This is a genomic window from Phenylobacterium sp. FG114, from assembly GCF_057809855.1.
Window position 1 is genome coordinate 22630 of record NZ_JBMDKU010000015.1, and the last position, 11522, is coordinate 34151.

Genomic DNA, 11522 nt, shown 5'->3' on the forward strand with positions numbered 1-11522 from the left:
GTTCGCCGCAAGCCGCTGGCGCGCGGGACCCCCGCCGGTCCAGACACCCGCCGCTGAAGTGAAGCTCGAGGCCGGATCCGCCGGCCCGACTGGAGTGTGCATGTCGAAGTCCCCCGCCATCATCGCCGCCGCTGTTTCACTGGCGCTCGCCACCCCCGCGGCCGCCCAGAGCGGCTTTCTGAAGAGCCTGGCGCGACAGGCCGCCGCCGCGGCCATCCAGAACGCCGCCCAACCGTCCCGGGAACAGGCCGCGCCGGCCGCCGACAGCCCCGAGGCCGGCGGCGAGCAGCCCGCGCAATACGCCGCCGCTGAGCAGGCGTCCGTGACCTCTGGCCCGGCGCCCTGGCCGAACAACGTGGGCTCCAGAGCCGTCAAGTACCCGGGAAACCTGACCTTCTCGGCCGAACTGGAGGCGCAGAAGAAGGCCTTCCTCGAGTTCAGCAAGGTGAGCTGCAACGACTGCGAGGGCGGCTACAGCTACGACGCCTGGGCCCAGCACTTCATCCGGCTCGACGGCTCATACAACGCCTGGGAGAAGAAGCTGGGCAGCCTGGCGATGGGCGAAGCCCTGGGCTGGAAGGGCTCCAAGTCCACCGGGGTGATCACGGTCGTTGGCGAAGAGCCGGTGAACGGCTGGCGGTGCAAGCAGCTCAAGTGGGAGCTGAAGAGACCCGGCGCGAGCGCCGAGCGACCCGGGTTGATCTGCTCCGCCAAGGCGAGTTCCTACTCGGCCACCGAAAGCTGGACCATCGTGTTCTAGCTCGGCCGGCCCTTGCCTGACCCGCGGGAAGGGCGCCTCCTCTTGGTCAAAACGAGACGGAGGACACAGGGGCCATGAAGATCGACCTCCTGGCGCCGGCCAGCTTCGACGGCGGGCAACCCCACCGGCAGTTCGACTGGCTGCGCGAGAACGCGCCCGTGCGCTGGCACGAAGAACCGGGTGGCCGGGGCTTCTGGGCGGTGACCCGCCACGCCGACGTCTGGGCCGTGGACCGCGATTTCCAGACCTATTCGTCCGAGCCCACCATCATGATCAACGACCCGCTGGCCGACGCCGGCGGGTTCGGGCCGTACAAGATGATGCTGATGATGGACCCGCCGGAACACACGGCGTTCCGCAAGCTCATCCGGTCCGAGTTCACCGAGCCTTCGGCGCGGCTGCGGCAGGCGCGGATCCAGGAGCTGGCGAAGCAGATCGTCGACGCCGTCATAGAGCGCGGCGAGTGCGATGTCGTTGACCAGGTGGCCGGCGAGATGCCGTCGTTCGTGATCGCCGAGCTGATGGGGCTGCCGCTGGAGGACGGGCGCGAGCTCTACAAGCTGACCGAGATCATCCACACCGCGCCCGAGGCGCTGCCGCCCGGCGCCGGCGGCCAGGCGGTGATGAAGATGTTCGAGTATGGCGGCAAGGTGATCGCCGAGAAGCGGGCGCGGCCGGGCGACGACCTGGCGTCGAAGCTGCTGGCTTGCGAGGTGGACGGCCGCAGGCTGGAGGACATGGAGTTCCTGCTGTTCTTCCTGCTGCTGGTGGACGCGGGCGGGGACACCACGCGGAACCTGCTGTCGGGCGGACTGCTGGCGCTGATGGAGCATCCCGACCAGTATGCCTGGCTGATGGCCGACGTGGAGGGCCGGCTGCCGACGGCGCGCGAGGAACTGCTGCGCTGGACCAGTCCGGTGATCTACATGCGGCGCACGGCCAAACACGACGCCGAGCTGGGCGGCCAGCAGATCCGTGCGGGCGACAAGGTGGTCATGTACTTCGGCGCGGCCAACCGGGACCCCGCCGTCTTCGACCGTCCGGACGTGCTGGACCTGAGCCGGACGGACAACCCGCACATCGCGTTCGGCACCGGCCCGCACGGCTGCCTGGGCCAGCACATCGCCCGGATCGAGATCGACGCCATGTTGCGCGAGGTGCTGACCCGAATGAAGGATTTCGAGCTGGCGGCGCCGGTCGAATGGCTGCCGTCGAACTTCATCTCGGGTCCGAAGGCCATGCCGGTGCGCTTTCGCGCCGCTTGAAGCGCGGCCGCCGGGCGCAACCTTAACGCGCTTGCACAGCTTATCCGTTGAGATAGGAGTCCCTTCACACTGCCTGATTGTGTTTCACACATAAGCCACGTCAGGTCGTCTGTGGGCGTCGAGGGTCGAATATGACCGCGTTGACTGGCGCAAACGGGTTGCCGCGCGCGTCCCTGGCCGTGCTGGTGGCGTTCGCCATCGGCGCTGTGTTGCTGGCGGTCGCCCATTCCGACTACGCCGAGCTGCACACGGTTCTCGACGCCAGCGTCGCCGTGTTGGGCGGGATGCTGGCGCTGCTGCTGTGGGACATGGCTCAGCATACGGACAGCCCGTTCGTCCGCTGGCTGTCCGTCGGGTTCGGCCTCACCTTCGGGCTCGAACTGGTCCATGTGATCGTCAGCATCGACTGGAGCGGACCGCTGGCTGGGATCGCCGAGGCCCGCCAACGGCTGCGCCCCGCCACCTGGTCGCCGGCGGCCTATCTGCTGCCGCTCGCGATCTGCGGCGCCCTGCTGCGCCTACAGCTTGGGCGCGGCGAGATCGCGGCCTTCATGGGGCTGGTCGCGGCCGCCGGGGTGGCGCTGTTCATCGCCTACCAGGCCCTGCCCCCCTATGCGACCCCCACTGCGCTCGGCGTCACGCGGCCGACCTTGATCGGCGTCCCGGTTCTGTGGGCGGCGGCGGCCGTCTGGGCGTGGCGCCTGCGCCACCGTCATCGCCTGGCCGAACCCGTCGCCTGGGCGGCGGCGGCGATGCTCGTGGGCCACTTGGTGATGCTCTATTCCCGCGCGCCCGCCGACAGCCAGTCGATGATCGCTCACCTGGGCAAGATCACCGGCTATCTGGTGGTGCTGCTCTGGGTCATCCGGACCACGGCGGAAGAGATGCGCGAACGGTTCGCGACGGAGGCCGCCCTGGCCGAGGAGCTGGCGCTGACCAACGCCCGCCTTCGGCGCGAGAGCGTCGAGCGCGAACGCGCCGACGCCAAGGCGATCGCCCAGCTGGAGCGCCTGAGCCTGCTGCACCAGATCACCCGGGCGATCGGCGACCGGCAGGACCTGGAGAGCATCTTCCAGGTGGTCGTGCGCAGCGTCGAGCAGCAGCTGCCGGTCGATTTCGCCTGCCTGTGCGAATACGACGACCGCACACGGGTGCTGCGGGTCACCTCGGTGGGCGCCAACTCGCGCGAGCTCGGCCTGTCGCTGGCGGCGCCCGAGCCGATGGCGTTCCCGGCCGACGAGAACGGGCTCGGCCACTCGATGGACGGACGCCTGGTCTACGAGCCCGACATCTCGGGGATGGACTATTCCCTGCACGCCCAGCTTTCGTTGGCGGGCATCCACTCGCTGGTCACCGCGCCGCTCCGGGTGGAGAGCAAGACGTTCGGCTGCTTCATCGCGGGCCGCTTCAAGCCACATGGGTTCGAGAGCGCGGACTGCGAGTTCCTGCGACAGCTCAGCGAGCACGTGGCGCTGGCGGCCCACCAGGCGCAGCTCTACAGCGCGCTGCAGGGGGCATACGACGACCTGCGCCAATCCCAGCAGGCGGTGATGCAGCAGGAGCGGCTGCGGGCGCTGGGCCAGATGGCCAGCGGGATCGCCCATGACATCAACAACGCCCTGTCGCCGGTCGCGCTCTACACCGAGGCGATGCTGGAAACCGAGAAGGGCCTGAGCCCCTCGGCGCGGGGTCAGCTGGAGGTGATCCGCCGCGCGGTCGAGGACGTGGGCCACACGATCGGGCGGATGCGCGAGTTCTATCGCCAGCGCGAGCCCCAGCTGGCCGGCGGGCCGGTGCAGCTCAACGAACTGGCCGCCCAGGTTCTCGACCTGACGCGGGTCCGCTGGTCGGTGATGACAGCCGAGCGCGGGGCCGTGGTGGAGGCGAAGGCCGACCTCGCCGACAGCCTGCCGCTGGTGATCGGCATGGAGAGCGAGATCCGCGAGGCGCTGACCAACCTCGTGTTCAACGCCATCGACGCCATGCCAGACGGCGGAACCCTGACCGTGCGCACAACGCTGGCGGACCAGCCCGGCTGGCTGCGCGTGGATGTCGTGGACACCGGCGTGGGCATGGACGCGGAGGCGCGCCGGCGCTGCATGGAGCCGTTCTTCACCACCAAGGGCGAGCGCGGCACCGGCCTGGGCCTGGCCATGGTCTACGGCGTCGCGCAGCGGCACGGGGCCGAGGTGGACATCCAGTCGACGCCCGGCGAGGGCACGACGTTCTCGCTGATCTTCCCGGCGGCCACGCGGGAGAAGACCAGGGCCCTGGCCGACCTGGAGACGCCCCCGCGCATGCGGCTGCTGCTGGTGGACGACGACCCGGTGCTGCTGAAGGCGCTGAGCGACGCGCTGGGGAACGACGGCCATATCATCACCCCGGCCAACGACGGCCAGGCGGGCATCGACGCCTTCGTGGCCGGCCAGGACGGCCATCCCTTCGACGCGGTGATCACCGACCTCGGCATGCCCTACATCAACGGACGGCAGGTCGCCGCCGCCATCAAGTCGGAGTCTCCCGAGACGCCGGTGATCCTGCTGACCGGCTGGGGCCAGGGCATGCTGTCGGGCGTCGAGGGGATCCCCAACATCGACCTCGTGTTGGCCAAGCCGCCGAAGCTGCGCGAGGTCCGCGCGGCGCTCGCCCGCACAGCGCGGAGGGCCGCGGAGTGAGTCGGGCCGAAAGCGGTGACGCTGCGACGGGCGGACCGCCGCGCCTGCTGATCGTCGACGACGAGACCGCCAACCTGCAGGCGCTGGAGGCGACCCTGGGCGGCCAGGGCTATGAGGTGACGGCCTTTTCGGACCCGGCCTCGGCGCTGGCGGCCTTCAGGCCCGAGGCCTTCGACCTGCTGCTGAGCGACCTGGTCATGCCGGGGATGGACGGGCTCGCGCTGATGCATGCGCTCAAGGCCCGCGACCCGGACCTGGCGGTGGTGATCATGACCGGCGAAGGCAGCATCGCCTCGGCGGTCGAGGCCATGCGCGACGGCGCGCTGGACTATGTACTGAAACCTCTGAAGCTCTCGACCCTGCTGCCGGCCATCTCGCGGGCCCTGACAGTGCGCGAGCTGCAGCGCGAGAACGCCCGGCTTGAGAAGGGGCTGCGGGCCCGGACCGCGGAGCTGGAACAAGCGCTGGAGGAGGTGGACCGTCAGGCGGCCGAGCGCGTGCGCGCCGAGCAGGCGCTGGTGCAAGCCCAGAAGATCGAGGCCATCGGCCGGCTGACCGGCGGCGTCGCCCATGACTTCAACAATCTGCTGACCCCGATCATCGGGTATCTGGAGCTGCTGCAGCGGTCGATCGGCGAGGAGGATGCTCACCGCCGGTTCGTCGACACGGCGCTGGAGGCGGCGCACCGCGGGGCCAAGGTGGTGGCCCACCTGCTGGCCTTCTCGCGCACGCAGCGCCTGCTGCTTCGCCCCGTGGACGTGGACCAGACCCTGGCGTCGAGCGACGGACTGCTGCGTCACGCGCTGGGGGCGGAGGTCCGGTTGGAGACCGAGCTCGCCGCGAGGCAGGCCTGGGCGAGGAGCGACGCGACGCAGCTCGAACTGGCGGTTCTGAACCTGCTGATGAACGCCCGCGACGCCATGCCAGGCGGCGGGCGGATCACCCTGCGCACGCGGGCCGACGCCGAACGGGTGACGCTGGAGGTGCGCGACGAGGGCGTCGGGATGGCCCCCGAGGTGCTGGCGCGGGCGACCGAGCCCTTCTTCACCACCAAGACCCATCAGGGATCCGGCCTCGGCCTGGCCCAGGTGGCGGCGTTCGCGAAGCAGTGCGGCGGCGGTTGCGAGATCGCCAGCGCGCCCGGCGAAGGCACGACGGTGCGCATCATCCTGCCGCGCATCGAGCCGCCGGCGGCCGAGGCGCCGGCCAAGGCGGCAGCCCCCGAGCGGAGGCCTCCCAAAGGACTGAGCGTGGTAGTGATCGACGACGACGACCAGGTCCGCCAGATCCTGTGCGACGGCCTCTACAGCGAGGGCTTCTCGGTGCGCGGCGCGGCCAACGGCGCGTCGGGCCTTGCCATGGTGGACGCGAGCCCGCCCGACGCTGTGGTGCTCGACTACGCGATGCCGGGCATGACGGGCGCCGAGGTGGCCCACCGCATGCGGGCGCGGCACCCCCACCTGCCGATCGTCTTCTGCAGCGGCTATGCCGACTCGCTGGCGCTGGACGCGATCGAGGGCGCGGTGATCCTGCGAAAGCCGGTGACCATCGACGACCTCAGCCGCACCGTCCGGAACGTGACGCCCGGCTAGACCTCCAGCTTCCACGCCTCGCCGTCGGCGGCGACGTGGCCGGCGCAGGGCGCGGCGAAGTGGGTGCCGATCACCAGGGTCTTCGATCCGGCCAGCTCGGCGTACATGCGCCGGCGGGTGGCCGTGGACGCGGCCTTGTCGAAATCCACCTCGGCCGCCCATTCCGGATGGGCGAGCTGGCACGGGTGGTGGGTGAAGTCGCCGGTGATCAGCGCATCCTCTCCCTTCGAGCGGATTCGGATCGAGACGTGGCCGGGCGTGTGGCCCAACGTCGGCTCCAGCGACACCTCGGGGCAGACCCGGTGATCCGTCTCGACCAGATCGACGAGGCCGGCGTCCCAGACGGGCTTAACGCTGTCGTGGAAGTAGGACGTCGACACGTCCGCCACCCCCTCTTCCTCCGCCCGCCAGTGCTCATACTCGGCGCGGCCGATCAGGTAGCGGGCCTTCGGGAAGGTCGGGACCCAGGCGCCGTCCACCAGCATGGTGTTCCAGCCGACGTGGTCCACGTGCAGGTGCGTGCAGAGGACCGTGTCGATGCTGTCCGGTGCGAAGCCGGCGGCTTCAAGGTCGGCGAGGAAGGTGGTCTGGAGGTTGCTCCAGGGGCCCATCTCGCGCTGCTTGTCGTTGCCGATGCAGGTGTCGACGATGATCCGGCGGCCGGGCGCCTCGACGACCAGCGCGTGGATGCTCATCTTCAGCTTGCCGCTCTCCTCGGCGAAGTGGGGCATGAGCCAGGGGATCTCGCGGACCGCCTCGTAGGTCGCTTGCGGCAACAGGAAGCGCGTGCCGCCCGCGGTTTCCATCTCCACGATGCGCGTGATGGTCACGTCGCCGATGCGCCAACTGAGCATGCCGTTCCTCCCGTTTTGCCGAGAGTGTGGCACGGCTTACGCGCGGGCCGCCAAGGCCTTCGCCACCACCGGTGCGAGCTTGCCGGCAATGATCCGGGCGCCGCGGGCGTTGGGGTGGATGCCGTCGGGCTGGTTCAGGTTGGGCCGGCGGGCGACGCCGTCCAGCAGGTTGGCGTAGAGCGGCACCCCGTGGGCGCGGGCCAGGGCCGGGAAGACCGCGTTGAAGTCGCGGGCGTAGCCGCCGCCGATCTCCACCGGGGCCGTGACGCCGGTCAGCACCACGCCGATCCGGCGGGCCTTCAGCTTGCGGATGATGCCGTCGAGGTTGGCGCGCGTGCGCTTCGGGTCCTGGCCCTGCAGCAGGTCGTTGGCGCCCAGGGCGACGACGGCCACGTCGGTATCCTTCTTCACGCTGAAGTCGACCCGGGCCAGGCCGCCGGCGCTGGTGTCGCCGCTGACGCCCGCGGCACGGACCACGACATTGGCGACCCCCAGGGCCTTGAGCGCCAGGGCCAGCTGGGCCGGGAGCGCGCTGGCGGCCGGCAGGCCATAGCCGGCGGTGATCGAGTCACCGAGCACGGTCACCACCCGCGGGGGCGCCGCCAGCGCCGGTCCCGCGGCGGCGATCAGCGGCAATGCGAGGAGCGTGCGGCGTGTGGGTCTTGGCGCGGCCATGAACGTCCTATGTAAGGGAGAGCGCCGAAGGCTCAACCGTTGGGGATCTGCTTGAACGACACGCCGCCGCTGGTCCTGGAAGACGTGGGCCTGACGTTGCCGTCCGCCGCAGGGCCGGTGGAGATCCTGCACAACCTGTCGCTGACACTGTCCGGCGGCGAACGTGTGGCGCTGATCGGTCCATCGGGGTCGGGCAAGTCGTCGCTGATCGCCGTGGCGGCGGGGCTTGAACGCCCAAGCGCCGGGACCGTTCGCCTCTTCGGCCAGGACCTGGGGCGGCTGGACGAGGACGGCCGGGCGAAGCTTCGCCGGGGCCGCGTGAGCCTAGTGTTCCAGTCGTTCCACCTGCTGCCCAACATGACCGCGGAAGAGAACGTGGCGGCTCCGCTGGAGATCGCCCGGCGGCCGGGGGCGATGGAACAGGCGCGGACCTGGCTGGACCGCGTGGGGTTGGCGGCCCGGGCGCGGCACTATCCGCATCAGCTTTCCGGCGGCGAGCAGCAGCGCGTGGCGCTGGCCCGGGCGCTGGCCCCCTCGCCTGCCCTGCTGTTCGCCGACGAGCCGACGGGCAACCTGGACTCCACCAACGCCCACCACGTCGCCGATCTGCTGTTCGAGCTGGTGGAGCATTCCGGCGCGGCGCTGCTGATGGTGACCCACGATCCCGAACTGGCGGCGCGGGCGCAGCGGGTCGTGACCCTGCGCGACGGCCGGCCGGTCGAGACCGCGTGATGCCGCTCTGGCTGCGGTTCGCGGCGCGCGAGCTCCGGAGCGGGGTCAAGGGCTTCCGCATCTTCCTGGCCTGCCTGGCGCTGGGCGTGGCCGCCATTGCGGCGGCAAGCTCGACGGCGGAAGCGTTCCGGCGCGGCCTGGCCACCGAGGCGCGCGAGATCCTGGGCGGCGACCTGGCGGTCTCGGCCAGCCAGCGACGGTTCTCGCCCGTCGAACGCGGCTGGATCGACAAGCTGGGACGCACCACCTACGCGACCGCGTCGCAGGCCATGGCCGAGGCCCCGAACGGGGAGCGCCGGCTGATCGAGCTGCGCGGCGTGGACGGCGCCTATCCGCTGGCGGGCCAGGTGACCCTGACGGGCGCCGCCTCGCTGACTCAGGCCCTGGAGCCCAGGGACGGCGTGTGGGGCGCGGCCGTCGAGAAGGCGCTTCTGGAGCGCCTGAACCTGAAACTGGGCGACCGCTTCCTGGCGGGCAATGTCCCGATGAGGGCGACGGCGATCCTGGAGGAAGAGCCCGACCGGCTGTCGCGGGGCTTCGCGCTGGGGCCGCGGGTCCTGACGCGAACCGGCGCGCTGGAACAGGGCGGGTTCCTGACACCCGGCCTGCCGTTCGGCGAGACGGTGCGGATCGCACTGCGCCCGAACCTGCCGCTGGCGCAGGCCAAGGCGGAGGTGCGCGACAGCATGAAGGGGCGCTTCCGCATCCGCGACCGCAACGACGCGGCGCCGGGCGTCAGCCGGATCATCGACCAGCTGGAATACTTCCTGGGCTTCATCGGTCTGGCCTCGCTGGTCGCGGGCGGCCTGGGCGTGTTCGGCGCGGTCAGCGCCTATGTGGACGGCCGCAAGCCCGCCATCGCCACCCTGAAGGCGCTGGGGGCCGACAGCGGGTTGATCCGCAACATGTACCTCGCCCAGATCGGGCTTCTGGCGCTGGCCGGCATCGCGATCGGCCTGGTGGTCGGCGCGGTGGCCCCGCTCGTCCTGGGATCGATCTTCGCGCGGGACCTGCCCGTGCCGGCGCTGTTCGCGATCTATCCCCTGCCACTGCTGAAGGCGGCCGGGTTCGGCTTGCTGTCGGCGGCCGCCTTCTCGCTGGCCCCCCTGGCCCGGGCGCGCACCACGCCGCCGGCCAGCCTGTTCCGCAGCGACCTGACGGGGCGCCTGCGGTTCGGCCCGGAACTCATCGGCGCGATCCTGGCGGCGGGCGGCCTCGCGGCCCTGGCCATCGTGACGGCGCCCACGCCGCTGGCGGCCAGCATCATGATCGCCGGTGTCGCGGCCTCGTTCTTCGTGCTGTGGGCGTTCGGCTGGGGCGCCGCGAAGCTCGCAGGGCGAATGCGCGGCGGCGCGCGCGGGGCAGTGCGGATCGCCCTGGCCAACCTCGCGGGACCCCGGTCGGCGGCGCGGACGGCGGCCCCCGCCATCGGCCTCGGCGTGGCGCTGCTGGCGGCCGTGGTGCTCATCCAATCGAGCCTCCTGCGGCAGATCTCGGTGGTGGCGCCCCAGACCGCGCCGGCCCTGGTCTTCACCGAAATCCCCGGCGAGCGGGTAACCGCGTTCGACGCGGAAGTGGCGCGGGCCTACGGCCGCACGCCGGGCCAGGACACCTACCTGCGCGCGCCGTTCTTCACCGGCCGCATCCTCGCGGTGCGTGGCGTTCCGGTGGATATCAACAAGATTCCGCCCGGCGCGCGCTGGGCCTACGACAACGACGTCACCATCTCGACCCTCGACGCCGAGCCGCCGAACTCCGGCGTGTTCCAGGGCAAATGGTGGCCGGCGAACTACGCCGGACCGCCCCTGGTGGCGGTGTCGCGCGACCCCGCCGAGGGCGGCGCGCTGAAGATCGGCGACACGATCAAACTCTCGGTGCTGGGCGCCGAGATCGACGCCAAGGTGGCCGCCATCCGCCGCGTGGACTTCGGCAGCTTCGGCGCCGGCTTCCCCATCGTGCTGACGCCCAACGCCCTGGAGGGCGCCACGCCGCGGCACGTGGCCATCGCGAAAGCCAGCCGTGCCGAGGAGCAGCGGATCGTCCGCGCGCTGGGCCGCGACTTTCCAGAGGTGAACATCATCTCGGTGCGCGAGCAGCTGGAGGCGGCCACCGACATGTTCGACCGGGTTGCGCTGGCCGTGCGCGGCGCGGCGGCCGTGGCGTTGATGGCCGCCCTCCTGGTGCTGGCCGGCGCCATCGCGGCGCGGGCGCAGGAGCGGACGCGCGAGGCGGCGACGCTGAAGGTGCTGGGCGCCAGCCGGGCCCAGGTGCTCAGCGCCTATGTCATCGAGTACGGGCTGGTCGGCCTGATCGCCGGCGCGGCGGGCGTCGCCCTCGGCTATGCGGCGGCCTGGCCCGTGGTGGTCAAGGTGTTCGAGGCGAAGTGGAGCGTGGACTGGGCCGGCGTCGCAGCCCTGCTCGCGGGGGCGGCCCTGGTGGCCGGCGCGGGCGGCCTGCTGGCCTCGTTCCAGGCGCTTTCGAAGCGGCCGGCGCCGGCGCTGCGAAGCGAATAGGCGCCGCCCTGCGGAACATTGTCGCATCGCCTCGGAAGTAAGGTTTTGGCATCCAGCCCGGGTGATCTTGGATCAGCACCCAAGACCGCCTTCCCCGGAGTACCCCATGACGTTCGACATCACGAAAAAGGATCTGATCGACTGGAGCTCGGCCAGCCTCGTGTTCCTGTCGGGCGCCATGACCGGCCACTACGCCGCGATCGGGATGAACGCGATCCAGTGGACGGGCTCCATCGCCGCGATCATGGGCTCGGTGACCGTTGCGGTCGCCGTCCGGGTGTGGCCGCCGAAGACCGTCGCGGCGAAGGCCGAAGACTAGCGTCCAGGCGATATCGGGCGCCGCAGGCCCTCGCGGAGACACGGTCCGCTCAAGCCCCACGGCGCCCGACCAGAGCGGGACGACACGGGCCCCGCTCACCTGGCTAAGGCGCCGGAAGTGGCCGCCACGGGTCACGC

9 protein-coding genes are annotated in these 11522 nt (G+C 71.1%); 7 read left to right on the top strand and 2 right to left on the bottom strand.

The window, feature by feature from the left end; all coding sequences use genetic code 11:
- The first annotated feature begins 100 nt into the window (after positions 1 to 100).
- The 4 genes from ACODSY_RS21565 to ACODSY_RS21580 all read left to right on the top strand — a co-directional run bounded on the left by ACODSY_RS21565 (position 101) and on the right by ACODSY_RS21580 (position 6292).
- Positions 101 to 760, top strand: coding sequence for a hypothetical protein (locus tag ACODSY_RS21565; protein ID WP_488953947.1), 660 nt, complete (start codon positions 101 to 103; stop codon positions 758 to 760).
- A 74-nt stretch (positions 761 to 834) separates the two neighbouring features.
- Positions 835 to 2025: a cytochrome P450 gene (locus tag ACODSY_RS21570; RefSeq protein WP_488953948.1), complete on the top strand. Its 1191-nt coding sequence runs from the start codon at positions 835 to 837 to the stop codon at positions 2023 to 2025.
- Positions 2026 to 2156: 131 nt separating this feature from the next.
- On the top strand, positions 2157 to 4700 hold the full coding sequence (locus ACODSY_RS21575) for an ATP-binding protein (RefSeq protein ID WP_488953949.1): 2544 nt from the start codon (positions 2157 to 2159) through the stop codon (positions 4698 to 4700).
- Positions 4697 to 6292 carry a response regulator gene (locus ACODSY_RS21580; RefSeq protein WP_488953950.1) on the top strand — a complete coding sequence of 532 codons (1596 nt, stop codon included), beginning with the start codon at positions 4697 to 4699 and terminating at the stop codon, positions 6290 to 6292. The genes ACODSY_RS21575 and ACODSY_RS21580 overlap by 4 nt, the downstream gene beginning before the upstream one ends.
- On the opposite strand, the gene ACODSY_RS21585 is transcribed toward ACODSY_RS21580, so the two are convergent.
- Complete coding sequence (locus ACODSY_RS21585; protein ID WP_488953951.1) at positions 6289 to 7146, bottom strand: MBL fold metallo-hydrolase; 858 nt, start codon at positions 7144 to 7146, stop codon at positions 6289 to 6291. The two genes, ACODSY_RS21580 and ACODSY_RS21585, sit on opposite strands and share 4 nt — an antisense overlap.
- A 36-nt stretch (positions 7147 to 7182) precedes the next feature.
- Positions 7183 to 7821 carry an arylesterase gene (locus ACODSY_RS21590; protein ID WP_488953952.1) on the bottom strand — a complete coding sequence of 213 codons (639 nt, stop codon included), beginning with the start codon at positions 7819 to 7821 and terminating at the stop codon, positions 7183 to 7185.
- A 51-nt stretch (positions 7822 to 7872) separates the two neighbouring features.
- Here ACODSY_RS21590 and ACODSY_RS21595 point away from each other — a divergent pair, with 51 nt between their 5' ends.
- The 3 genes from ACODSY_RS21595 (at position 7873) to ACODSY_RS21605 (ending at position 11385) form a co-directional block, all read left to right on the top strand.
- On the top strand, positions 7873 to 8553 hold the full coding sequence (locus ACODSY_RS21595; protein WP_488953953.1) for an ABC transporter ATP-binding protein: 681 nt from the start codon (positions 7873 to 7875) through the stop codon (positions 8551 to 8553).
- On the top strand, positions 8553 to 11066 hold the full coding sequence (locus tag ACODSY_RS21600) for an ABC transporter permease (RefSeq protein ID WP_488953954.1): 2514 nt from the start codon (positions 8553 to 8555) through the stop codon (positions 11064 to 11066). The genes ACODSY_RS21595 and ACODSY_RS21600 overlap by 1 nt, the downstream gene beginning before the upstream one ends.
- A gap of 106 nt (positions 11067 to 11172) precedes the next feature.
- On the top strand, positions 11173 to 11385 hold the full coding sequence (locus tag ACODSY_RS21605) for a hypothetical protein (RefSeq protein WP_488953955.1): 213 nt from the start codon (positions 11173 to 11175) through the stop codon (positions 11383 to 11385).
- Positions 11386 to 11522 lie beyond the last annotated feature (137 nt).

Excerpts from the sequence above, each read along its gene's own strand:
- ACODSY_RS21565 (WP_488953947.1), top strand. The coding sequence starts at position 101 with ATGTCGAAGTCCCCCGCCATCATCGCCGCCGCTGTTTCACTGGCGCTC.
- ACODSY_RS21605 (WP_488953955.1), top strand. The coding sequence starts at position 11,173 with ATGACGTTCGACATCACGAAAAAGGATCTGATCGACTGGAGCTCGGCC.
- ACODSY_RS21575 (WP_488953949.1), top strand. The coding sequence starts at position 2,157 with ATGACCGCGTTGACTGGCGCAAACGGGTTGCCGCGCGCGTCCCTGGCC.
- ACODSY_RS21590 (WP_488953952.1), bottom strand. The coding sequence starts at position 7,821 with ATGGCCGCGCCAAGACCCACACGCCGCACGCTCCTCGCATTGCCGCTG.
- ACODSY_RS21585 (WP_488953951.1), bottom strand. The coding sequence starts at position 7,146 with ATGCTCAGTTGGCGCATCGGCGACGTGACCATCACGCGCATCGTGGAG.
- ACODSY_RS21570 (WP_488953948.1), top strand. The coding sequence starts at position 835 with ATGAAGATCGACCTCCTGGCGCCGGCCAGCTTCGACGGCGGGCAACCC.
- ACODSY_RS21600 (WP_488953954.1), top strand. The coding sequence starts at position 8,553 with ATGCCGCTCTGGCTGCGGTTCGCGGCGCGCGAGCTCCGGAGCGGGGTC.